This window comes from Microbacterium testaceum StLB037 (genome assembly GCF_900104345.1).
GTDB lineage: Bacteria > Actinomycetota > Actinomycetes > Actinomycetales > Microbacteriaceae > Microbacterium > Microbacterium testaceum_A.
On sequence record NZ_FNJN01000001.1, the window covers coordinates 610704 to 632874 of the forward strand.

Annotated in this window: 22 protein-coding genes; 19 read left to right on the forward strand and 3 right to left on the reverse strand. The window is 69.1% G+C overall.

Annotated features, from left to right (window positions below):
* Window positions 1-54: 54 nt before the first annotated feature.
* The 13 genes from BLS25_RS02830 to BLS25_RS02890 all read left to right on the forward strand — a co-directional run bounded on the left by BLS25_RS02830 (window position 55) and on the right by BLS25_RS02890 (window position 14013).
* Complete coding sequence (locus BLS25_RS02830) at window positions 55-918, forward strand: FtsQ-type POTRA domain-containing protein (protein ID WP_081349656.1); 864 nt, start codon at window positions 55-57, stop codon at window positions 916-918.
* Window positions 919-1069: 151 nt separating this feature from the next.
* On the forward strand, window positions 1070-2257 hold the full coding sequence (gene ftsZ / locus BLS25_RS02835; RefSeq protein ID WP_074694330.1) for a cell division protein FtsZ: 1188 nt from the start codon (window positions 1070-1072) through the stop codon (window positions 2255-2257).
* Between the two features lie 65 nt (window positions 2258-2322).
* Window positions 2323-3009, forward strand: a complete 687-nt coding sequence (locus tag BLS25_RS02840; protein ID WP_056227750.1) for a YggS family pyridoxal phosphate-dependent enzyme — start codon at window positions 2323-2325, stop codon at window positions 3007-3009.
* 31 nt (window positions 3010-3040) lie between these two features.
* Window positions 3041-3511, forward strand: coding sequence for a cell division protein SepF (locus BLS25_RS02845; RefSeq protein WP_056227752.1), 471 nt, complete (start codon window positions 3041-3043; stop codon window positions 3509-3511).
* Window positions 3512-3513: 2 nt separating this feature from the next.
* The gene (locus BLS25_RS02850) at window positions 3514-3816 is read left to right on the forward strand and encodes a YggT family protein (protein WP_056227755.1); all 303 of its coding nucleotides are present in this window, start codon (window positions 3514-3516) and stop codon (window positions 3814-3816) included.
* Window positions 3817-3949: 133 nt separating this feature from the next.
* Complete coding sequence (locus BLS25_RS02855; protein WP_074694331.1) at window positions 3950-4570, forward strand: DivIVA domain-containing protein; 621 nt, start codon at window positions 3950-3952, stop codon at window positions 4568-4570.
* 9 nt (window positions 4571-4579) lie between these two features.
* Window positions 4580-5164, forward strand: a complete 585-nt coding sequence (gene lspA / locus BLS25_RS02860; RefSeq protein WP_056227763.1) for a signal peptidase II — start codon at window positions 4580-4582, stop codon at window positions 5162-5164.
* A 1-nt stretch (window position 5165) separates the two neighbouring features.
* Complete coding sequence (locus tag BLS25_RS02865) at window positions 5166-6089, forward strand: RluA family pseudouridine synthase (RefSeq protein ID WP_056227766.1); 924 nt, start codon at window positions 5166-5168, stop codon at window positions 6087-6089.
* A 178-nt stretch (window positions 6090-6267) separates the two neighbouring features.
* Complete coding sequence (gene dnaE, locus BLS25_RS02870; protein ID WP_371129305.1) at window positions 6268-9732, forward strand: DNA polymerase III subunit alpha; 3465 nt, start codon at window positions 6268-6270, stop codon at window positions 9730-9732.
* A gap of 95 nt (window positions 9733-9827) precedes the next feature.
* A complete protein-coding gene (locus BLS25_RS17100) occupies window positions 9828-11108 on the forward strand; it encodes a hypothetical protein (protein ID WP_056227769.1) in 1281 nt (426 codons plus the stop codon).
* A gap of 63 nt (window positions 11109-11171) precedes the next feature.
* Window positions 11172-12473 carry a histidinol dehydrogenase gene (gene hisD / locus BLS25_RS02880; RefSeq protein ID WP_074694333.1) on the forward strand — a complete coding sequence of 434 codons (1302 nt, stop codon included), beginning with the start codon at window positions 11172-11174 and terminating at the stop codon, window positions 12471-12473.
* 12 nt (window positions 12474-12485) lie between these two features.
* Window positions 12486-12977, forward strand: a complete 492-nt coding sequence (gene nrdR / locus BLS25_RS02885; RefSeq protein WP_056227775.1) for a transcriptional regulator NrdR — start codon at window positions 12486-12488, stop codon at window positions 12975-12977.
* A 10-nt stretch (window positions 12978-12987) separates the two neighbouring features.
* A complete protein-coding gene (locus BLS25_RS02890; RefSeq protein WP_056227780.1) occupies window positions 12988-14013 on the forward strand; it encodes a quinone-dependent dihydroorotate dehydrogenase in 1026 nt (341 codons plus the stop codon).
* A gap of 75 nt (window positions 14014-14088) precedes the next feature.
* Here BLS25_RS02890 and BLS25_RS02895 read toward each other — a convergent pair whose 3' ends face one another.
* On the reverse strand, window positions 14089-14661 hold the full coding sequence (locus BLS25_RS02895; RefSeq protein WP_056227784.1) for a DUF3043 domain-containing protein: 573 nt from the start codon (window positions 14659-14661) through the stop codon (window positions 14089-14091).
* Between the two features lie 46 nt (window positions 14662-14707).
* On the opposite strand from BLS25_RS02895, the gene BLS25_RS02900 reads away from it, so the two are divergent.
* From BLS25_RS02900 to BLS25_RS02925, 6 genes are all read left to right on the forward strand, one after another.
* On the forward strand, window positions 14708-16102 hold the full coding sequence (locus tag BLS25_RS02900; protein ID WP_074694334.1) for a dipeptidase: 1395 nt from the start codon (window positions 14708-14710) through the stop codon (window positions 16100-16102).
* A 72-nt stretch (window positions 16103-16174) separates the two neighbouring features.
* The gene (gene erpA / locus BLS25_RS02905; RefSeq protein ID WP_056227791.1) at window positions 16175-16540 is read left to right on the forward strand and encodes an iron-sulfur cluster insertion protein ErpA; all 366 of its coding nucleotides are present in this window, start codon (window positions 16175-16177) and stop codon (window positions 16538-16540) included.
* Between the two features lie 166 nt (window positions 16541-16706).
* On the forward strand, window positions 16707-17588 hold the full coding sequence (ctaC, locus tag BLS25_RS02910; RefSeq protein ID WP_081349657.1) for an aa3-type cytochrome oxidase subunit II: 882 nt from the start codon (window positions 16707-16709) through the stop codon (window positions 17586-17588).
* A gap of 2 nt (window positions 17589-17590) precedes the next feature.
* Complete coding sequence (gene ctaD / locus BLS25_RS02915; RefSeq protein WP_056227796.1) at window positions 17591-19354, forward strand: aa3-type cytochrome oxidase subunit I; 1764 nt, start codon at window positions 17591-17593, stop codon at window positions 19352-19354.
* Window positions 19355-19357: 3 nt separating this feature from the next.
* A complete protein-coding gene (locus BLS25_RS02920) occupies window positions 19358-19774 on the forward strand; it encodes a cytochrome c oxidase subunit 4 (protein WP_056227799.1) in 417 nt (138 codons plus the stop codon).
* Between the two features lie 4 nt (window positions 19775-19778).
* Window positions 19779-20570: a PP2C family protein-serine/threonine phosphatase gene (locus tag BLS25_RS02925; RefSeq protein ID WP_056227803.1), complete on the forward strand. Its 792-nt coding sequence runs from the start codon at window positions 19779-19781 to the stop codon at window positions 20568-20570.
* Between the two features lie 52 nt (window positions 20571-20622).
* On the opposite strand, the gene BLS25_RS02930 is transcribed toward BLS25_RS02925, so the two are convergent.
* The gene (locus BLS25_RS02930) at window positions 20623-21573 is read right to left on the reverse strand and encodes an alpha/beta fold hydrolase (protein WP_074694335.1); all 951 of its coding nucleotides are present in this window, start codon (window positions 21571-21573) and stop codon (window positions 20623-20625) included.
* 38 nt (window positions 21574-21611) lie between these two features.
* Window positions 21612-22019, reverse strand: a complete 408-nt coding sequence (locus BLS25_RS02935; RefSeq protein WP_074694336.1) for a rhodanese-like domain-containing protein — start codon at window positions 22017-22019, stop codon at window positions 21612-21614.
* Window positions 22020-22171 lie beyond the last annotated feature (152 nt).

Below are 22171 nucleotides of genomic sequence, written 5' to 3' on the forward strand. Positions count from 1 at the left end.
CCCCTGCCGTCCTCGCCGGAGTCCGCTCGCCGTGCGAAGGCTGCTCGGGCCTCGATGCCCCGGCAGACGGCATCCGTCGACGAGACCTCCGCGGTCGACACCCGCGCGCGTCCGCTCGACGGCGGCTTCGCCGCGGAGGATCCGGATGCCGGGGGAGCGGGGCTGCGCGATGTGTGGCGGGCCTCGCGGGCCCGGCGGCGGGCGCTCTCCGCGGAGGTGCGCCGCTTCACGGTGCGCCAGCGGCGTCGTCGGAACATCTGGATCGGTGTGATCTCGGCGTTCCTCGTCATGGGCCTCGGTACGGCGGGCGTGGCGTACAGCCCGCTCTTCGCCGTCGAGAAGATCGACGTGGTCGGCACCTCGCAGCTCGACCCGGCGGCGGTGTCCGCCGCCCTGGGCGACCAGGTCGGCGTCCCGCTCGCGATGGTCGACGACAGCGCCGTGAAGGCGGCGCTCGTGCGCTTCCCGCTCGTGGAGTCGTACACCCTCGAGGCGCGCCCGCCCCACGACCTCGTGGTGCGCATCGTCGAGCGGACCCCCATCGGCGCCATGCAGTCCGCGGCGGGTTTCACGGTGGTGGATGCCGCCGGGGTGGCGCTGTCGACGACGCCCGACGCCCCCGCCGGTCAGCCCGTGCTCGACATCGCCGGCGGAACGGATTCGACGGCCTTCCGCGCCGCGGGTCGCGTGGTGCGCTCCCTGCCGGATGCCGTGCGGGCGCAGGTGACGGCCGTATCGGCCTCGACGCCCGACGACGTGACGCTGACGCTCGGCGCGTCGGGGTCGAAGGTCGTGTGGGGGAGCGCCGACCGCTCGGCCGAGAAGGCGGTGGTGCTCGACCGCCTGATGCAGAAGAGCCCGCCGGACAAGGCCAAGGAGTACGACGTGACGTCGCCCGAGGCGGGCGTCGTCCGCTGATCTTCGAGGCGATGTTCCAACACGCCGCGTGTCGGGCGGGCGGGGTCGGATCCGCCGCCTACCTTCGAGCTAAGGAATTGCATACCGGGCAATTCTTTAACCCTCAACATGAGGTTTAAAGTTTCGGGTTCGGGGACAAACGGAGGCCGGCATGAGCCACAACCAGAACTACCTCGCCGTGATCAAGGTCGTCGGTGTGGGCGGGGGCGGCGTCAACGCTGTCAACCGCATGATCGAGCTCGGCCTTCGCGGCGTGGAGTTCATCGCGATCAACACCGACGCGCAGGCGCTGCTGATGAGCGACGCCGACGTCAAGCTCGACGTCGGTCGTGAGCTCACCCGCGGCCTCGGCGCCGGCGCCGATCCCGAGGTCGGCCGACGCGCCGCCGAGGATCACGCCGAAGAGATCGAAGAGGCGCTCCGCGGCGCCGACATGGTCTTCGTCACAGCGGGTGAGGGCGGCGGAACCGGCACCGGCGGCGCCCCCGTCGTCGCCAAGATCGCCAAGTCGATCGGCGCCCTGACCATCGGTGTCGTGACCAAGCCCTTCTCGTTCGAGGGCCGTCGTCGCCAGAGCCAGGCCGAGGGCGGGGTGCAGCGCCTGAAAGAAGAGGTCGACACCCTCATCGTCGTCCCGAACGACCGCCTGCTCGAGATCAGCGACCGCGGCATCTCGATGATCGAGGCGTTCGCCACGGCCGACCAGGTGCTGCTCGCCGGTGTCCAGGGCATCACCGACCTCATCACGACCCCCGGTCTCATCAACCTCGACTTCGCCGACGTCAAGTCGGTCATGCAGGGGGCAGGCTCCGCACTCATGGGCATCGGCTCGTCCCGCGGCGCCGACCGTGCGATCAAGGCCGCCGAGCTCGCCGTCGAGTCCCCGCTCCTCGAGGCCTCGATCGAGGGTGCGCACGGCGTGCTGCTGTCGATCCAGGGTGGCTCGAACCTCGGCATCTTCGAGATCAACGACGCCGCCCAGCTGGTGAAGGAGGCCGCGCACCCCGAGGCCAACATCATCTTCGGTACGGTCATCGACGACACGCTCGGCGACGAGGTGCGGGTCACCGTCATCGCCGCCGGTTTCGATGGGGGAGAGCCCTCGCTTCGGATCGACGCGGTCGGCGCCCAGCGCCCGGTCTCGGCGCCCGTCGTGCCCGTCATCCCCGCCGACGACGTCGCCCGCGACCTCGACGCGGCCGAGGAGCAGAAGGCGGCGACCGAGCGCGCGCCCGAGCGTCGCCCCGAGCCGGCACCCGTCACGGCCCGCGTGCCCGAGACCTCGTACGACGGCGGCTACGCCGACGACGACCTCGACGTGCCCGACTTCCTGAAGTAAGAACCAACGGTACGACGAGCGGGTCCGGTGTCCACCGGGCCCGCTCTCGTCGTCGAAGGAGCAGCATGGACACCGCCCTTGCCGAGCGACTCGCCGCCGTCGACGAGCGCATCCGAGACGCCGCCCGCGCCGCGCACCGCGACCCCGGCGAGATCACCCGCATCGTGGTCACGAAATTCCACCCGGCATCCCTCGTCACCGAACTGCACGCGCTGGGAGTCCGGCACGTGGGCGAGAACCGGCAACAGGAACTCACGGCCAAACGCGCGGAGCTCGACGGGCTCGCGGATCTCACCTGGCACTTCATCGGCCAGGCCCAGACCAACAAGGCGCGCGCGGTGCGGGCGGGAGCGGATGCCGTTCACTCGGTCGACCGATCCCGCATCGCCGACGCGCTGCACGCCGCCGGCGCCGAGGGCGACCTCCTCGACGTCCTCGTGCAGGTGAACCTCACCGACGACCCCGGTCGCGGGGGAGTCGTCCCCGACGCCGTCGAAGAACTGGCCGCCCACGTGGCGGGGCTGTCGACCCTGCGGCTGCGCGGGGTGATGGCCGTCGCTCCACTCGACGAAGAACCCGCTCGCGCGTTCGAGCGACTGCACCGTTGCGCCGACGCGGTGCGCTCCGTCGTCCCCGACGCGCGGTGGATCTCGGCGGGCATGACCGGCGATTTCCCCGAGGCGATCGCAATGGGCGCGACACACCTGCGGATCGGCTCCGCAATCACGGGCCCGAGGCCCCCGCGCGACTAGCCTCGGACCAGACGAGCGAACGGAGGATGCGATGTCGAACCCCCTCAAGAAGACGATGGTGTACCTGGGCCTCGCCGACGAGGAAGATACCTATGAGGAGACGGCGCCGCAGCCCATCGCGCGCAAGCAGCCCACAGCTGCTGCTCCCCTCGAGAAGGCCGCGCCGGTGACCCCCCTGCACCGTCCCGCCGTGGTGCGCCAGCCCGCGGCCGGACCCGTGAGTGAGATCCTCACGGTGCACCCCAAGCAGTATCGCGACGCGCAGACGATCGCCGAGAACTTCCGCGAGGGAATCCCGGTCATCATCAACCTGTCGCAGATGAGCGACGCCGACGCGCGTCGCCTGATCGACTTCGCGAGCGGACTCTCGCTCGGGCTGTACGGACGCATCGAGCGGGTGACGAGCAAGGTGTTCCTGCTCTCGCCCGAGAACATCGCCGTCTCCGGCGACGGTGCGATCGCGCAGGCCGATCCCGAGGCTGCGCCCTTCGCGTCCCAGTAACAGTGGCCGTTCTGAGCCTCGTCGGCTCCATCCTCAGTGCGGTCCTGTTCATCTTCATCGTGCTGCTTCTCGCGCGCCTCGTGCTCGAGTACATCCCGATGTTCAACCGGGAGTGGCGCCCTCGCGGCGTCACCCTCGTGTTGGCAGAGATCGTCTACACCGTGACGGACCCGCCCATCAAGCTGATCCGTCGTTTCATCCCCCCCCTGCGCATCGGGGGGATCGCGATCGATTTCGGTTTCGCGATCGTGATGTTCGTCTGCTTCATGCTGTTGAGCGTGACGCGGTCCCTCGCGGCCGTGTGACGCCCCGCCGCCGCTTCTTCACCCGTGATCTTCGACACCGGCGGAGGGCGGCGGCTATGCTGTTCCGAAGCGGTACGCCCCGGTGCGACACCCCCACAGTTCCGACATCAGAGCTCTCGAAAGAGGAAACACCATGGCACTGACCCCCGATGACGTCGTCACCAAGCAGTTCCAGCACGTGCGCTTCAAGGAGGGTTTCGACCCCGACGAGGTCGACGACTTCCTCGACGAGATCGTCGTCGAGTGGCGCAAGACGATCGCCGAGAACGAAGAGCTGAAGACCAAGCTCGCGGCGTACGAGTCCGGCGGGGCCGCTCCGGCCGCCGCCGAAGCCCCCGCCGAGGCCCCCAAGGTCGAAGAGCCGGTCGTCGCCGAGACGCCCGCTCCGGCACCCGTCGCCTCCACCCCGTCGCACGACGCCGAGCCCGCCGCCCAGAGCGCCGGCATCATCGAGCTCGCGCAGCGTCTGCACGACGAGCACGTCGCCGAGGGTAAGGCCCAGCGCGACCAGCTCATCGGCGAGGCGCAGGCCCAGGCGGCATCCATCGTCGCCGAGGCCGAGCAGAAGGGCCGCGAAGAGCGCGCCCGTCTCGAGAAGGAGCGCACCACGCTCGAGGGTCGCATCACCGAGCTGCGCAACTTCGAGCGCGACTACCGCTCGCAGCTGCGTTCGTACATCGAGGGTCAGCTCCGCGACCTCGACACCACCGCGACGTCCTCGGGCTCGACGCCGGTGTCGGCGATCGGTCTGTAGGCCGACTCTTTGCGCAGTCGACCTCCTCTGCGTACGGCGGCGGCCGGCGTCACCATCGCGATTCTCGCGGTGCTGGTGCTGGCCGCCGACCAGTTTGCGAAGAACGCCGCGATCGCCGCTCTCCCCTCGGAGCGCGTGGTCCCGATCATCGGCGACTTCCTGCAGTTCTATCTCGTCCGTAACCCCGGTGCGGCGTTCTCGCTCGGCGAGGGCGTCACGTGGGTGTTCACGATCGCCCTCGCGGTCGTCGCGTGCGTGATCGTCTACCTCGGCGTCCGTCGCGTGCGTTCGCGTCTGTGGGCAGTCGTTCTGGGGCTGCTCCTCGGCGGTGTGCTGGGCAACCTCACCGACCGCCTCATCCGCGAACCCGGCTTCCCCGTGGGGCACGTCGTGGACTTCATCTCGACACCCTGGATGATGCCCGCGATCTACAACGTCGCCGACATGTTCATCGTCACGATGATGATCTCGGTGGCGGTCCTCGTGCTGTTCGGGCTGAAGCTCGACGGCTCGCGCGAGACCAAGGCGTCCCGAGCCGCGGCGGAGTCCGCCGACGGCGCGGTCGATGCTCCGGCCGACCCGGGCGCCCGCTGACATGGAGTCGCGGAGCCTGCCCGTCCCCGACGGGCTCGACGGGACGCGTATCGACCAGGGTCTGGCCAAGATGCTCGGGTTCTCCCGCACGTTCGCGGCCGAGGTCGCCGACGCGGGCGGGGTGAGCGTCGACGGTCGGGTGGCCGGGCGCTCCGATCGTCTGCGCGCCGGCACCTGGCTGAACGTCGAGTGGGAGCCCAAGCGCGAACCCGAGATCGTGCCGGTCGCGGTCCCCGACCTCGGGATCGTGCACGACGACGACGACATCGTCGTGGTCGACAAGCCCGCGGGCGTCGCCGCGCACCCCTCTGTGGGGTGGGACGGTCCGACCGTGCTCGGGGCCCTCGCCGCGGCCGGATTCCGCATCGCCACGAGCGGCCCCGCCGAGCGGCGCGGCGTCGTGCACCGCCTCGACGCGGGGACGAGCGGGCTCATGGTGGTCGCCAAGACCGAGCGCGCGTACACGCTGCTCAAGAGCGCCTTCAAAGAGCGCGAGGTCGACAAGATCTACCACGCTGTCGTGCAGGGGCACCCGGACCCGCTCGCCGGCACCATCGACGCGCCGATCGGGCGGCATCCGCACCACTCGTGGAAGTTCGCCGTGACCCCGGACGGCAAGGACTCGGTGACCCACTACGAGACGCTCGAGGCCTTCCCTCGCGCCTCTCTGCTCGAGATCCACCTCGAGACCGGCCGCACTCATCAGATCCGCGTGCACATGGCGGCGCACCGCCACCCCTGCGCCGGAGACCCGCTGTACGGCGCGGACCCGACCCTGTCCGCACGCCTCGGGCTGACGCGGCAGTGGCTGCACGCGCATCGCCTGGCGTTCACGCACCCCGGCACGGGGGAATGGGTCGAGTTCGAATCGCCCTACCCGGCGGATCTGGCGCACGCCCTCGAGCTGCTCGGCGACGGGGCCTGAGGGCGCCCCTCCGCGACGATCGGCGGAGGGGATGCCACCACCCGGCGACGCGCCCGGGTCGGCGCGTCGAACTGGGCGCGGGCTGCGAACTTCAGCGGTCGATGTCGGAGGCCGAACGTAGACTCGACCCGTGGCAGCTGACTCCTTCGTTCACCTTCACGTGCACAGCGAGTATTCGATGCTCGATGGCGCGGCCCGCATCGGTCCGATGGTCCAAGAGGCCGTCAAACAGGGCATGCCGGCCATCGCCGTGACCGACCACGGCAACACGTTCGCGGCCTACGAGTTCTACAAGACGGCGAAAGACGCCGGCATCAAGCCGATCATCGGCATCGAGGCCTACGTCACCCCCGGAACCCACCGTTCCGACAAGACCCGTGTCCGCTGGGGTACTCCCGAGCAGCAGAGCGACGACGTCTCGGGTTCGGGCGCGTACACGCACATGACCCTGCTGTCCGAGACCACGCAGGGCATGCACAACCTCTTCCGCCTGTCGTCCAAGGCGAGCATGGAGGGCTACTACTTCAAGCCCCGCATGGACCGCGAACTGCTGCAGACCTACAGCAAGGGCCTGATCGCGACGACCGGGTGTCCCTCGGGCGAAGTGCAGACGCGTCTGCGCCTCGGGCAGTACGAGGCCGCCCGGGCCGCCGCCGCCGAGTTCCAGGACATCTTCGGCAAAGACAACTACTTCGCCGAGATCATGGACCACGGTCTGTCGATCGAGCGGCGCGTCATGGGCGACCTGCTGAAGCTGTCGAAAGATCTCGGCATCCCGTTGCTCGGCACGAACGACCTCCACTACACGCACCAGCACGACGCGACGAGTCACGCCGCCCTGTTGTGCGTGCAGTCGGGCTCGACGCTCGACGACCCGAAGCGCTTCAAGTTCGACGGCGACGGTTACTACGTCAAGTCACCCGCCGAGATGCGCCAGGTGTTCCGCGACCACCCCGAGGCGTGCGACAACACGCTGCTGATCGCCGAGCGCTGCGACGTCGAGTTCGACACCTCCGCCAACTACATGCCGCGGTTCCCCGTCCCCGAGGGCGAGACCGAGGGCAGCTGGATGATCAAAGAGGTCGAGAACGGCCTCAACGACCGGTACCCCGGGGGCATCCCCGACGCGGTGCGCAAGCAGGCCGAGTACGAGACCGACGTCATCCTGCAGATGGGGTTCCCGGGCTACTTCCTCGTGGTCGCCGATTTCATCAACTGGGCCAAGGACAACGGGATCCGCGTGGGTCCTGGCCGAGGCTCGGGTGCCGGGTCGATGGTCGCGTACGCGATGAAGATCACCGACCTCGACCCCCTGCAGCACGGCCTGATCTTCGAGCGGTTCCTCAACCCCGACCGCGTCTCCATGCCCGACTTCGACGTCGACTTCGACGACCGTCGCCGCGGCGAGGTCATCCAGTACGTCACCGAGAAGTACGGCGACGAGCGCGTCGCGCAGATCGTGACGTACGGCACGATCAAGGCCAAGCAGGCCCTGAAGGACGCCGGTCGCGTGCTGGGCTTCCCCTTCAGCATGGGCGACCGCCTCACCAAGGCCATGCCCCCGGCCGTGATGGGCAAGGACATGCCGCTCGACGGCATGTTCAACCCCGAGCACCCGCGGTACAAAGAGGCGAGCGAGTTCCGCACCCTCATCGAGACCGACGCCGAGGCCAAGACGGTGTTCGACACCGCCCTCGGGCTCGAGAACCTGAAGCGCCAGTGGGGCGTGCACGCCGCAGGCGTCATCATGTCGAGCGAGCCGCTGATCGACATCATCCCGATCATGCGCCGCGAGCAGGACGGCCAGATCGTCACGCAGTTCGACTACCCGGCATGCGAGTCGCTCGGTCTGATCAAGATGGACTTCCTGGGGCTGCGCAACCTCACGATCATCAACGACGCGCTCGACAACATCGAGGCCAACCGCGGCCACCCCCTCGTGCTCGAAGACCTCGACCTCGACGACGCGGCGTCGTACGAGCTGCTCGCGCGCGGAGACACGCTCGGGGTGTTCCAGCTCGACGGCGGGCCCATGCGCTCGCTCCTGCGCCTCATGAGACCCGACAACTTCGAGGACATCTCGGCGGTGCTCGCGCTCTACCGCCCGGGCCCGATGGGCGTGAACTCGCACATCAACTACGCGCTGCGCAAGAACAAGCAGCAGGAGATCGAGCCGATCCACCCCGAGCTCGAAGAGCCTCTCGCCGACATCCTCGACACCACCTACGGCCTGATCGTCTACCAGGAGCAGGTGATGGCGGTCGCCCAGCGCGTCGCCGGGTACACCCTCGGTCAGGCCGACCTCTTGCGTCGCGCGATGGGTAAGAAGAAGAAGAGCGAGCTCGACAAGCAGAAAGAGATCTTCTTCGGCGGTATGACCGAGCGCGGGTTCGGCGACGTCGCGCAGCAGACGCTCTGGAAGGTGCTCGAGTCGTTCGCCGACTACGCCTTCAACAAGGCGCACACCGCGGCCTACGGGCTCGTGTCGTACTGGACGGCCTACCTCAAGGCGCACTACCCGGCCGAGTACATGGCCGCCCTGCTCACGAGCGTCGGGGACTCGAAGGACAAGATGGCGGTCTACCTCAACGAGTGCCGCCGCATGGGCATCAAGGTGCTCCCGCCCGACGTCAACGAGTCGATCCGGTACTTCGCGGCCGTCGGCGAAGACATCCGCTTCGGCCTCGGCGCCGTCCGCAACGTGGGCACCAACGTCGTCGACGGGATCGTGGCGTCACGGCAAGAGGCCAAGTACACGTCGTTCCACGACTTCCTCGCGAAGGTCCCCGCGCACGCGGCGAACAAGCGCACCGTCGAGTCGCTCATCAAGGCCGGGGCGTTCGATTCGCTCGGGTCCACGCGCCGTGCGCTCATCGAGGTGCACGAAGACGCCTGCGAGGGCGCCGTGATCGACAAGAAGCGCGAGGCGAACGGCGAGGTCGGCTTCGACTTCGACTCGCTGTGGGACGAACCCCAACAGGTCGTCAAGGTGCCCGAACGGCCCGAGTGGACCAAGAAGGACAAATTGGCGTTCGAGCGAGAGATGCTCGGCCTGTACGTGTCCGACCACCCGTTGGCCGGTCTCGAGGTGCCCCTCGCGAAGCACGCGTCCACCTCGATCCACGACCTGCTCGCTTCCGAAGACGTGCAGGACGGCGACCAGGTGACGGTCGCCGGTCTGCTGACGAGCGTGCAGCACCGCGTCGCGAAGCAGAGCGGAAACCCCTACGGCATGGTCACCGTCGAGGACTTCAACGGCGAGGTGACCGTGATGTTCATGGGCAAGACCTACGCGGAATTCGCTCCGATCCTGCAGGGCGATTCGATCCTCGTGGTCCGCGGACGCGTCTCGCGTCGCGACGACGGACTCAACCTGCACGCCCAGAGCGCCTTCGCCCCCGACCTCGAAGGCCTCGACGACGCGGGCGGACTCACCCTCGTCGTTCCCGAGCAGCGCGCGAACGAGGCGCTCGTCGGCGAGCTCGCGCGGATGCTGCAACGTCACTCCGGATCGACCGAGGTCGTCCTCAAGTTGCACAAAGGCGGCACCGCCAAGGTGTTCGAGGTGCCGATGCCCGTTCGCGTGACCGCCGACCTGTTCGGCGAGCTCAAGGGCCTCCTCGGCCCGAACTGCCTCGGTTGACCCGCGCGCCCCCGCGGCGCGTTTCAACCCCAGCTCGTTCTGGACACCCCCTGGTTAGGATGACCGGGCGCTTGCCGCCCTCCGAAAGGACCACCGTGACCGATTCGACCCCCCACGACGGCTTCACGCCCACCGACCCCGATCGCCTCGACGGCCCCCGTGTCGACGAGAGCGCGCCCTCCGAACCCACCGGTGCCCGCCGACAGGGCACGGGCGATCGCGCCGCCGACGCGGGCGACACCTTCACCCACGACACCGGCGCCGTCGATGCCGGGTCCCGCGGTGCCTCTCTTCCGGCCGCGGCGCACGCCAACGCCCACACGGGTAGCCGTCCCGTCGTCGACGGCCGTGACGCCCGCCCGAACTACGGTGTCGGTCCGTTCTCGGTCCGGGAGGTCGCCCTGCTCGGCATCTGGGTCGTCGCGTTCCTCGTCTCGTTCTTCCGCACTAACATCCTCGAGTCCGGTTCGAGCGTCCTGATCGGCGGGGCGAACGTCTGGCTCTCGGGCCTGTGGTGGATCCCCGCGATCGCCCTGCCGACCGTCGCCGTGGGACTGGTGGTGCTCCGTCGCCTCTCCCCGCAGGGCATCCGCCGCGTCGGCTCGCTCGGCATCGACCAGTTCGCCTCGGTCGCGTTCACGATCTCCGCCCTCGTGTGGGTCTCGTGGGTGTGGGACGCCGTCGCCGTGTACGCCTCGAACACCGTCTGGACGCGTTCCTGGGTCATCTGGGTCGAGGCCGTCCTGCTGCTGGCGGGTGTGGTCCTCACGGTCTTCGCGCCTTTCATCCCGCCGTTCTCCGCCGACTTCCGCGACCGTGAAGAAATCCCCGCTCATCGCAACGCGCGACCCATCCGCCCGGTCGTCGCGCGCCCGCGCACGCCCCGCACGCCCTCGACCCCGGGCTCCGCGCGTGCCGCCGCCGCCCACTCGAGCGCCCACGTCGACGCGGATGCCCCTACGCCCGGCACCTACACCGGCTCGACCGACCTGGCGCACGACCCCGCGCCCGCGACGAGCGTGCTCCCCGCTCACTCCGACGCCAACGACACCGACGTCTTCGCGCCGCTGCGCGCCGATGACGATCGTGACGACGCGGACGCTCATGATGACCACTCGCGCTGGGCTGCCCCGGCCGGCGACGAGCCCACGGCCGAGCAGCGTGCCGCGCACGACGACCACCCGCACGCGCAGGCGTTCTGGGCGCTGGCTCCCGAGGAGCGCGAGATCGTCGACGACTACGGCACGCCGATCTTCCGGATTGGGCCGACGGCGTGGGCGCTCGTGATCGAGGATCGCGGCGAGACGTTCGTCGTCCGTCACGACGACGGCCGCATCGGTTACCTGCACGACGTCTCCGGCGTCACGCGCGGCTGAGCAGAGCCTGCGAGCCGCCCGCCCCGCGCGAGGCGGCTCGCAGGCGCCGGTAGCCTTGAAGACATGCTTCGCACGATCGATCTCCGCGGCCGCGTGCTCTCGCCGGCCGAGCTCCTGGCCGTCGTCCCGCGGGCCGACGCCGCGCGCGACGAGGCCCTCGCCACCGCGGCGCGTCTCGTCGACGACGTCGCGCGCCGGGGCGAAGAAGCACTCCGCGAGCAGGCCGCCCGTTTCGACCGGGTGAGCGACCACGCCCTCCGCGTGCCCGCGGACCACCTCGATGAGGCACTGCGCGATCTCGATCCCGGCATCCGTGCCGCTCTGGACGAGGCGATCGTGCGCGTGCGCAAGGCCTCCGCCGCCCAGGTACCCGCGCCGGTCGTCACCGAACTCGGCGAGGGTGCGCGCGTGACGCAGCGGTGGCAGCCGGTGCGACGCGTCGGACTCTACGTCCCGGGTGGCAAGGCCGTGTACCCCTCGAGCGTCGTGATGAACACCGTGCCCGCGCAGGTCGCGGGTGTGCGCGAGGTCGCCCTCGCATCCCCGCCGCAGGCGGCGTTCGGCGGCCGCGTGCACCCCGTCATCCTGGCCGCCGCCAAGCTCCTGGGTGTCACCGAGGTCTACGCGATGGGGGGAGCGGGTGCCATCGGCGCCTTCGCCTACGGGGTGGCCGAGATCGGGCTCGACCCGGTCGACGTCGTGACCGGGCCCGGCAACAACTTCGTCGCCTCCGCCAAGCGCGCCGTGGCCGGTCGCGTCGGCACCGACTCCGAGGCCGGGGCGACCGAGATCCTCGTCGTCGCCGACGACAGTGCGGTCCCCGCTCTCGTCGCGGCCGATCTCGTCAGCCAGGCCGAGCACGACGAGCAGGCCTCGGCCGTGCTGGTCACCGACTCCGTCGACGTGGCAGAGGCCGTCCGGGCCGCACTGCCCGAGCGCGTCGCCGCGACCCGCCACACCGAGCGCGTGACGGCGGCGTTCCACGGGCCGCAGTCGGCGGTCGTCCTGGTCGACGACCTCGCCCAGGCGACAGCGTTCAGCAACGCCTACGCCCCCGAGCACCTCGAGCTGCACCTCGCCGACCCGCGTCCCGAGGATTTCGTGAACGCCGGAGCCGTGTTCGTCGGCCCGTACACGCCGGTCAGCCTCGGCGACTACCTCGCCGGCAGCAACCACGTGCTCCCGACCGGGGGACAGGCGCGGTACGGAGCGGGGCTGTCGGCGGCGACCTTCCTGCGCCCGCAGCAGGTCGTCGAGTACGACCGAGAGGCCCTCGCCCGGGTGCGCGACGCCATCGTCACCCTGGCCGACGCCGAAGCGCTCCCCGCGCACGGCGAGGCCGTGACCGCGCGCTTCGACGCGTAGTCTGGCGGCGTCATGCACTGTCCCTTCTGCCGCAACCCGGACTCCCGCGTCATCGATTCGCGCACCAGCGACGACGGCCTCAGCATTCGCCGCCGTCGCCAGTGCCCGAAGTGCGGGGGGCGCTTCTCGACCGTCGAGACCGCGAGTCTCAACGTGATCAAACGCTCCGGGGTCGTCGAGCCGTTCAGTCGCGAGAAGGTGATGTCCGGCGTCCGCAAGGCGTGCCAGGGGCGACCGGTGACCGACGCCGACCTGGCGGTACTCGCCCAGCAGGTCGAAGAGAACATCCGCCAGACCGGTTCGTCGCAGATCGAGGCGAACGAGATCGGCCTGTCGATCCTCGGCCCGCTGCGAGAGCTCGACGAGGTCGCTTACCTGCGCTTCGCCAGCGTCTACCAGGCGTTCGATTCGCTCGACGACTTCGACGCCGCGATCGCGCAGCTGCGCGCCGACCACGCGGAGCGTTCCTCCGGGCGGGCCGGCGAGTCCGACCCGGTCCAGTAATCTGGCGGGGATGTATCCCCTTCTCTTCCGTACGGTCCTGACCCGCTTCGATCCCGAGTTCGCGCACCATCTCGGCGCCCTCGTCATCCGTGTCGCGGGCGTGGAGCCGGTGGCATCCCTCGTCCGTCGCTTCACGGCGCCCGCGCCCGCGCAGCGCGTGCACGCTCTGGGACTGACGTTCGATTCGCCGTTCGGCGTCGCCGCGGGCTTCGACAAGAACGTCACGATGGTCGGCGGCCTCGGCGCCCTCGGCTTCGGTCACGTCGAGGTGGGGACGATCACCGCCCTCGCGCAGCCCGGCAACCCGCGGCCCCGCCTGTTCCGGCTCGTCGCCGACCGCGCGGTGATCAACCGCATGGGTTTCAACAACGACGGAGCGGTCGCCGCCGCGGCGAAGCTGCGCCGCCTGCGACGAGCCCGTCGGCGCCCGGTGATCGGGGTGAACATCGGCAAGAGTCGTGTGGTCGCCGTCGACGACGCCACGACCGACTACGTCCGCAGTGCCCGTCTGCTGGCTCCGCTCGCCGACTACCTCGTCGTCAACGTGTCCTCGCCGAACACGCCCGGTCTGCGAGGCCTGCAGGCGGTCGAGACGCTGCGTCCGTTGCTGACGGAGGTTCGGGATGCCGCGGGCGACACGCCCCTGCTCGTGAAGATCGCTCCGGACCTCGATGACGCCGAGGTGCAGGACATCGCGCGTCTCGCCGTCGATGCCGGACTCTCGGGGATCATCGCGACCAACACGACGATCGCGCGCACGGGACTTTCGACCGATGCCGCGAAGGTCGAGGCGATGGGCGCCGGTGGACTGTCGGGGGCGCCGCTCAAGGCCCGCGCCGCCGAGGTGCTGCGGCTGGTGCGCGCCGCGGTGCCGGAGGAGTTCGTCGTGATCTCGGCCGGGGGAGTGGAGACCGCCGACGACGTCCGCGAGCGTCTCGCGGCCGGGGCGACGCTCGTGCAGGGGTACACCGGGTTCTTGTACCGCGGTCCGCTGTGGGCCCGGCAGATCAACCGCGGTCTCGCTCGCGCCCGCTGAGGCTCCGCCGCGCGTTCACGCCCACGCAGAAGCGGCGCGCCCGAGGGCGCGCCGCTTCGTCGAAGAGGGACCGGGTCAGACCGGGTACTGTCCGCGCTTGACCTGGGCCTTGGGCAGGCGCATGAAGCGCATCTGGACGGTGCGCATCGCGGCGTACCAGCCGAGGCCCTTCTCGAGTCGGCCTTCGCCGAACTTCTCTTTGGCGGCCCGCTTGATGCGGATCGAGGTGATGATCATGTCGCCGACGACGAAGAGGATGAAGATCCACAGCGCGACGAACGACCAGTACTGGAAGAACGACACGGGGATCAGGGTCGCCACGATGACGAGGATCATGAACGGCATCACGCCCTCGCCGAGGTGCCAGCCGGCGTCGACGAAGTCGCGGGCGAAGCGGCGCTGCGGGCCGCGGTCGCGGACGGGCAGATACTTCTCTTCACCGGCGGCCATGCCGATGCGGGCCTTCTCGCGTTGAGCGGCGAGCTCTGCGCGTGCGCGGGCCTTGGCCTCTTTGGTGTCGGGCACGAGGGGGCGCTTGCGGGCGGCCTCCTGCTCGGCGCGCGACGGGGTCGCGCGGCCCTTGCCCGAACCGAGCTCCGTCGGCTCGACGGGGGTGTCGTTGGGTGCGGGTGCGGGGGACTTGGCCACGGAAAACCTCGGTGCTTCGCTGATCGGGAGATTTAAGATTACCCGCATGACCCTCGACCTGTCCCGGCAGGACGCTGTGCAAAAAGCAGCGGACGCCGGCATCCCCTCCGCCCTCTCCGACCTCGGCTCCCTCGTTCGCATCCCCTCGATCGCGTGGCCGGCCTTCGACCAGTCCGCGCTCGTGAAGAGCGCCGACGCCGTGGCCGCCCTCCTCGAGGGCACCGGCGTCTTCGAGGCGGTCGAGGTCAAGCGCGCGGCGATCCCCGGAACCGACGAGTTCGGCCAGCCCGCCGTGCTCGCAACCCGTGCGGCCCGCAATGGGCGCCCGACCGTGCTGCTGTACGCACACCACGACGTGCAGCCTCCCGGAGACGAGGCGCTCTGGGACTCGCCGCCGTTCGAGCCGACCGTCCGCGACGGGCGTCTCTACGGCCGGGGGGCCGCCGACGACAAGGCCGGCATCATGGCCCACGTGGGCGCCATCCGCGCCGTGTCCGAGGTCCTCGGCGACGACCTCGACCTCGGCCTCGCCGTCTTCATCGAGGGGGAGGAGGAGTACGGCTCGCGCTCCTTCGGCCAGTTCCTCGCCGACAACGCCGAGGTGCTCCGCTCGGACGTCATCGTCGTGGCCGACTCGGGCAACTGGGACGAGCGCACCCCCGGCCTCACCGTCTCTCTCCGCGGAAACGCGCGCTTCACCCTGACCGTCCGCACCCTCGAGCACGCGTCCCACTCCGGGATGATGGGCGGAGCGGTCCCGGATGCCATGCTCGCCACCGTCAAGCTCCTCGCGACCCTGTGGGACGACGACGGCGCCGTCGCGGTCGAGGGCCTCGCGGTGCGAGACGCCGAGACCCCGGACTACGACGAGGCGACGCTGCGCGCGGAGTCCGGCCTCCTCGAGGGCGTGCGCCCGATCGGGCGCGACTCGATCCTCAGCCGCATCTGGAACAAGCCGTCCATCACGATCACCGGATGGGATGCCACCCCGGTCGAGGCGGCATCCAACACCCTCTCCCCACAGACGAGCGTCGTCATCAGCGCGCGGGTCGCTCCCGGGCAGGACGCGCAGGAGGCTTTCGCCGCGATCGAGGCGCACCTGCGCGCGCACGCCCCCTTCGGTGCGCAGCTCGAGTTCACCGACGTCGACTGCGGCGACTCCTTCCTGGTCGACACCAGCGGATGGGCCGTCGAAGAGGCTCGTGCCTCCTTCGCGGACGGATACGGCGTCGACTCGGTCGACGTCGGCATCGGGGGATCGATCCCGTTCATTTCGGACCTCGTCCGCGAGTTCCCCGAGGCGCAGATCCTCGTGACCGGGGTCGAGGACCCGCACGCGCGGGCGCACAGCCCGAACGAGTCGCTGCACCTCGAGACCTTCCGCAACGCGCTCGTCTCGGAGGCGCTGCTGCTGGCCCGCCTCAACGCGCGGACGCTCTGATCGAGGCCGCGGGGGCGGGACGGGCGTAGACTCGACTCGTCCCCGCGACCGAACAACCCGAAGGGCATCGCCATGACCGACACCACACTGTCGTCCTCCGCCGAGACCCGCGAGCACGGCGTCGGCCTGACCGCGGCCGCCTCCGACAAGGTGAAGAGCCTGCTGTCGCAGGAGGGTCGCGACGACCTGCGCCTGCGCGTCGCCGTCCAGCCCGGCGGCTGCTCCGGCCTCATCTACCAGCTGTACTTCGACGAGCGTTACCTCGACGGTGACAAGGTCGTCGACTTCGACGGCGTCGAGGTGATCGTCGACGACATGAGCGTCCCGTACCTCGACGGCGCGAACATCGACTTCAAGGACACGATCTCGGAGCAGGGCTTCACGATCGACAACCCGAACGCCCAGGGTTCCTGCGCGTGCGGAGACAGCTTCCACTGACCCCCTGACGCCGTTCTCCGGCGCCACGTCGAGAGCCCCCGGAATCCCGGATCACACCGCGGAATCCGGGGGTTCTCGATGTCTCGGCACTGGACGAATGGCCTGAGAACGGTGAGAGGTTGCTCTAGACTGTCAGAGCAACATCCACGACCCGGAAAGGTGCATTGTGCCCTCCAAACGTCGCCTTCGCTGGGCAGCGCTTCCCCTCGGCATCGCCTCCGTAGCGCTCCTCTCCGGCTGCACCACGACCCAGCTCCACGGCTTCCTGCCTGGCTTCGTCGATGACGGCCCGGCCGCCACGAACCACACCGACATGGTCGCAGGTCTCTGGGTCAACTCGTGGATCGTGCTCCTCGCGGTGGGTGTCATCACCTGGGGTCTCATGCTCTGGTCGGTCATCGCGTACCGCCGCCGCAAGGGCCAGTCCGGGCTCCCGGTCCAGCTGCGCTACAACATGCCGGTCGAGATCTTCTACACGGTCGTGCCGCTGATCCTCGTCGTGGGCTTCTTCGCCTTCACGGCGCGTGACCAGAACACGCTCGAGACGCAGTACGACAACCCCGACGTCTCCATCACCGCCTATGGCAAGCAGTGGGCGTGGGATTTCCAGTACAACGGCACGAAGGAAGACAACTCCGACGCCGTGTACTCCATGGGTGTGCAGGCCAAGGCCACGTCCGACGGTTACGACCTCCAGGACGTCCCGACGCTGTACCTGCCGGTGAACAAGACGGTGAAGATCGACCTCCGCTCGCGCGACGTCATCCACTCCTTCTGGATCATCGACTTCCTCTACAAGAAAGACATGTACATCGGTCGCGACAACGAGTGGTCGTTCACGCCCACTCGTGAAGGCACGTACGAGGGCAAGTGCGCGGAGCTCTGCGGTGAGTACCACTCCGCCATGCTCTTCAACGTCAAGGTCGTCAGCGAAGACGAGTACAACAACTACCTCGACTCGCTGCGCCGTGCCGGCGACGTGGGTGACATCAGCGACCTGTCGCGTCTGCAGAACCTGACGACGGCCGGTACCGAAGGGAACGAGTGATCATGGCCACGACGCTTCCGCTCCAGGGGACGGGCCCTTCGCGCCCGACGACTCTCCCGCCGCGTCAAGCCGCACTGCTGAGCACCACGCGTGTCGAGCAGAAGGGCAACCTGGTCGTCAAGTGGATCACCTCCACCGACCACAAAACCATCGGGTACATGTACCTGATCGCCTCCGTCATGTTCTTCATGCTCGGTGGTGTCATGGCGCTGATCATCCGCGCCGAGCTGTTCGAGCCGGGTATGCAGATCATCCCGACCAAAGAGCAGTACAACCAGCTGTTCACGATGCACGGCACGATCATGCTGCTCATGTTCGCGACGCCGCTGTTCGCCGGCTTCGCCAACGCGCTGCTGCCGTTGCAGATCGGCGCGCCCGACGTGGCGTTCCCGCGTCTGAACGCCTTCGCGTTCTGGCTGTTCCTCTTCGGCTCGACGATCGCCGTCTCGGGCTTCCTGACCCCGCAGGGTGCGGCCGGCTTCGGGTGGTTCGCGTATCAGCCGCTCGCCAACGCCAGCTTCTCGCCGGGCGTGGGCGGAAACCTCTGGATGCTCGGTCTCGGCATCAGCGGTTTCGGAACGATCCTCGGTGCGGTCAACTTCATCACCACGGTGCTCACGATGCGCGCCCCCGGTATGACGATGTGGCGCATGCCGATCTTCTCGTGGAACACGCTCATCACGAGCATCCTGATCCTGCTCGCGTTCCCCGTGCTGGCTGCCGCGATCTTCGCCGCCGCCGCCGACCGCGTGCTCGGCGCCCACATCTACAGCCCCGAGAACGGTGGAGTGCTCCTCTGGCAGCACCTCTTCTGGTTCTTCGGTCACCCCGAGGTGTACATCATCGCGCTGCCGTTCTTCGGCATCGTGTCCGAGATCTTCCCGGTGTTCAGCCGTAAGCCGATCTTCGGTTACAAGACGCTCGTGTACGCGACCATCGCCATCGCGGCCCTCTCGGTCGCGGTGTGGGCGCACCACATGTACGTCACCGGCGGTGTGCTGCTTCCGTTCTTCGCCCTCATGACGATGCTGATCGCCGTCCCGACGGGCGTGAAGATCTTCAACTGGATCGGAACGCTCTGGCGAGGTTCGGTCACGTTCGAGACGCCCATGGTCTTCGCCCTCGGCTTCCTCGTGTCGTTCGTCTTCGGTGGTCTGACCGGCGTCATCCTGGCGTCGCCCCCGCTCGACTTCCACCTGTCCGACTCGTACTTCGTCGTGGCGCACTTCCACTACGTCGTGTTCGGCACCGTGGTGTTCGCGATGTTCGCCGGCTTCTACTTCTGGTGGCCCAAGTGGACCGGAAAGATGCTCAACGAGCGTCTCGGCATGGTGCACTTCTGGATGCTGTTCATCGGCTTCCACATGACGTTCCTCATCCAGCACTGGCTGGGTGTCGACGGCATGGTCCGCCGGTACGCCGACTACGCCGCCGCGGACGGATGGACCTGGGAGAACCAGCTGTCCACCGTGGGCTCGATGATCCTCGGCGCCTCGATGATCCCGTTCCTCCTGAACGTCTGGATCACCGCTCGCAAGGCTCCGCGCGTCACGGTCGACGACCCGTGGGGCTATGGTGCCTCGCTGGAGTGGGCCACCTCGTGCCCGCCGCCCCGCCACAACTTCACCTCGATCCCGCGTATCCGCAGCGAGCGTCCCGCCTTCGACCTGAACCACCCCGAGGCCGGCATCCCGGTCGGTGTGGGGCCTGCGAAGGACGCCCCTGAGGCGCCCGTGGTCGACTCTGCGGCCGGAGAGGTCAAGTAAAGAATGCGTACCAACGTTGGACTCTGGTGGCTGCTGGCCGTCTTCGGCTTCCTGATCGCCGCCGTCTACACCGTCTGGAGCCTCATCCAGCACGGTGGAGTCGAGTGGGTCGGCAGTGTCGCGCTCGTCTTCCTCGGCCTCATGTCGTCGATGATCGCGTTCTACATCTCGCGCGTCATGAAGGCGCAGCGCGGTGACCTGCCCGAAGACACCCTGACGGCTGACATCGATGACGGCGACCCCGAGATGGGCGAGTTCAGCCCGTGGTCGTGGTGGCCCATCGTGCTCGCGGCCTCCGCCGCGATCGCGGTGATCGGCCTCGCGGTCGGCAGCTGGCTCGTCCCCGTCGGCTTTGCGGTGTTCGTCATCGCGATCGTCGGTTGGGTGTACGAGTACTACCGCGGGTACTTCGCGCGCTGACCCCGTGCCCATCCGGCTGAATGCGGCCGCCGTCTCCGACGCCGGCTCCCACCGTCCCACCAACCAGGACGCCGCTTTCGCGGCGTCCTGGGGTGCGGCGGTGGCCGATGGCGTCGGGGGAGGGCCCTCCGGGGACCTCGCCTCCGCCGCCCTGCTCCACCGTCTCGTGGCGACGCGAGGGGGCGGAATGGATGCCGACGGCCTTCTGGTCCGCATCCGCGAAGCGAACTGGGACATCCGTGCCCACGTCGAGCGCGATCCTGCACTGCAGGGCATGGCGACGACGTTCACCGGGATCTTCCTCAGCGTAAGCGGTGAGCTCTTGCTCGCCCACACCGGGGACTCGCGGGCCTACCTGCTCCGCGACGGCGAGTTCACGCGCGAGACCCGTGACGACTCGTACGTGCAGGCGCTCGTCGACCACGGCATCATTCCCCCCGAGGCCGCTCAGGCACACCCGCGGCGCAACATCATCACAGCCTCGCTCGGCGGGGCCGAGGGCGACGTCGTCTCGGTCGCCGAACGACCTCCGGTGACCGGCGATCGATGGGTGCTCTGCAGCGACGGTCTGACCGACTACGTCCCCGAGGCTGATGTGGCTCGTCTCGTGGCCGAAGCGGTGGATCCTCGTTCGGCGGCAGCCGCTGCCGTGGCGCTGGCTCTCGAGGCCGGCACGCGCGACAACGTCACCGTCGTGGTCTGCGACGTCGTCGACGATGACGAGACCGCGGGAACGGACCCCGTGTTCTTCGGCTCGGCAGCCCGATGGTTCGCCGAGGACGTCGAAACAGCCTGACTCGTCGGACGTTCGGCGTCATCCGATCTCATCCGCCGACGCCGGCTCAGCGTCACCGAGCGGATCGGGCGAAGTCGTCCATGGCATCCTGAGCGATCTGCGCGCTACGCGGGCCGCCGTGGCCGTCCTCTTCGACGATCTCGAGACGGGATCCGGGCCAGGCGCGATGCAGTCGCCAGGGGATCAGCGACGGTCCGCTGATGTCGCGTCGACCGTGCACGAGCACGCCGGGGATTCCTTCGAGCTCGGGCGCGCGGGACATGATCGACGCGGTACCGGGGAGGAAGCAGTCGTTCGCCCAGTAGTGCGTCGCCAGGGTGGCGAAGTTGAGGCGGTGCCGGGGCTCGGCGTGCAGGGGGCCGGGCTTGGCGAGGGGGCCGAGCGAGACGTGGGCGACCTCCCAGGCGTCCCAGTCGTCTCCGGCTCGCCGGCGCACGGCGGCGGAGTCGTCGGTGAGCAGCCGGGCGTATCCCTCGATCGTGCGCTCGTCGTCGCGCAGGGGCGCGCGCAGGCGTGCGTGGGCCTCGGGGAACACCGGCGCGATGCCGTCGGTGATCCAGTCGATCTCCCAGCGGGCACCCGTCGTGACGGCAAGATTGACGATCTCCGTGACACGGTCGGGATGCTCGAGCGCGTACGCGAGCGCCAGGGTCGAACCCCACGAGACTCCGTGCAGAAGCCACCGGTCGACGCCGAGGTGCGTCCGCACCGCCTCGATGTCGGCGAGCAGGTCGTCCATCGTCTGATGGCGCAGGCTCGACAGGTCGTCGGCGGCCCAGGGTTCGCTCCGCCCGCACCCGCGTTGGTCGATTCCGACGATGAGGTGAAGGTCGGGGTCGAAGCGCCGCCGATACCCGCCTGCGCCGAGGCCGCCGCCGGGGCCGCCGTGCAGATACAACGCGGGTCGCCCGCGGGGGTTGCCCGAGGTCTCCCAGTACACCCGGGCACCGTCCGGTCGCTCCACGAATCCGGCGGCGAACGGTTCGAGAGGGGGATGCTGCATGCCCGAAGCCTAACCGCAGGTGGGGGCGCTCTCGAGGCTCAAGAGCGGACCACCATGACGGTCGGGTCGAAGACCCGCTCGCGGAGCCCCTCGTCGTTCTCGGTGGGTTGGCCCTCGCGCACCCAGTACTCGTATCCGCCGATCATCTCTCGGACGTCGTATCCGAGCCGCGCGAACGCGAGCGCGCCCTTCTGCCCGGCGTTGCAGCCCGGGCTCCAGCAGTAGACGACCACCGGCGTGCCGGCCGGGATCTCGCGGTGAGCTCGTTCGGCGATCTCCCGGTAGGGCATGTGGACGGCGCCCGAGACGCGTCCCTGCGCCCATGCGTCGTCTCCGCGCACGTCGACGACCACCAGGTCGTCTCCGGCCTTCTGCGCGGCGTAGACATCGCTGGGGTCGGTCTCGAAGGCGAGACGGCGAGAGAAGTAGTCCACGGCATCGGTCATGCCTTTCACGCTAGAGACGCGTCCGGCACGCGGAAAGAGAGGGGATGCCATGCCCCCGCGCTTCTCTGCCAGCTGGCGCGGGCGGGGGAGCGGGTAACTCGCGCGGCGCTGGATCCGCGCGCACTCTTCGGCGCCGTCGTGACGGCTTGCCG

Excerpts from the sequence above, each read along its gene's own strand:
- dnaE (WP_371129305.1), top strand. The coding sequence starts at position 6,268 with ATGCTCGATGGCGCGGCCCGCATCGGTCCGATGGTCCAAGAGGCCGTC.
- nrdR (WP_056227775.1), top strand. The coding sequence starts at position 12,486 with ATGCACTGTCCCTTCTGCCGCAACCCGGACTCCCGCGTCATCGATTCG.
- BLS25_RS02845 (WP_056227752.1), top strand. The coding sequence starts at position 3,041 with ATGTCGAACCCCCTCAAGAAGACGATGGTGTACCTGGGCCTCGCCGAC.
- ftsZ (WP_074694330.1), top strand. The coding sequence starts at position 1,070 with ATGAGCCACAACCAGAACTACCTCGCCGTGATCAAGGTCGTCGGTGTG.
- BLS25_RS02865 (WP_056227766.1), top strand. The coding sequence starts at position 5,166 with ATGGAGTCGCGGAGCCTGCCCGTCCCCGACGGGCTCGACGGGACGCGT.
- ctaD (WP_056227796.1), top strand. The coding sequence starts at position 17,591 with ATGGCCACGACGCTTCCGCTCCAGGGGACGGGCCCTTCGCGCCCGACG.
- BLS25_RS02855 (WP_074694331.1), top strand. The coding sequence starts at position 3,950 with ATGGCACTGACCCCCGATGACGTCGTCACCAAGCAGTTCCAGCACGTG.
- BLS25_RS02935 (WP_074694336.1), bottom strand. The coding sequence starts at position 22,019 with ATGACCGATGCCGTGGACTACTTCTCTCGCCGTCTCGCCTTCGAGACC.
- BLS25_RS02890 (WP_056227780.1), top strand. The coding sequence starts at position 12,988 with ATGTATCCCCTTCTCTTCCGTACGGTCCTGACCCGCTTCGATCCCGAG.
- BLS25_RS02840 (WP_056227750.1), top strand. The coding sequence starts at position 2,323 with ATGGACACCGCCCTTGCCGAGCGACTCGCCGCCGTCGACGAGCGCATC.
- BLS25_RS02930 (WP_074694335.1), bottom strand. The coding sequence starts at position 21,573 with ATGCAGCATCCCCCTCTCGAACCGTTCGCCGCCGGATTCGTGGAGCGA.
- hisD (WP_074694333.1), top strand. The coding sequence starts at position 11,172 with ATGCTTCGCACGATCGATCTCCGCGGCCGCGTGCTCTCGCCGGCCGAG.
- BLS25_RS02900 (WP_074694334.1), top strand. The coding sequence starts at position 14,708 with ATGACCCTCGACCTGTCCCGGCAGGACGCTGTGCAAAAAGCAGCGGAC.
- BLS25_RS02830 (WP_081349656.1), top strand. The coding sequence starts at position 55 with ATGCCCCGGCAGACGGCATCCGTCGACGAGACCTCCGCGGTCGACACC.
- BLS25_RS02920 (WP_056227799.1), top strand. The coding sequence starts at position 19,358 with ATGCGTACCAACGTTGGACTCTGGTGGCTGCTGGCCGTCTTCGGCTTC.
- erpA (WP_056227791.1), top strand. The coding sequence starts at position 16,175 with ATGACCGACACCACACTGTCGTCCTCCGCCGAGACCCGCGAGCACGGC.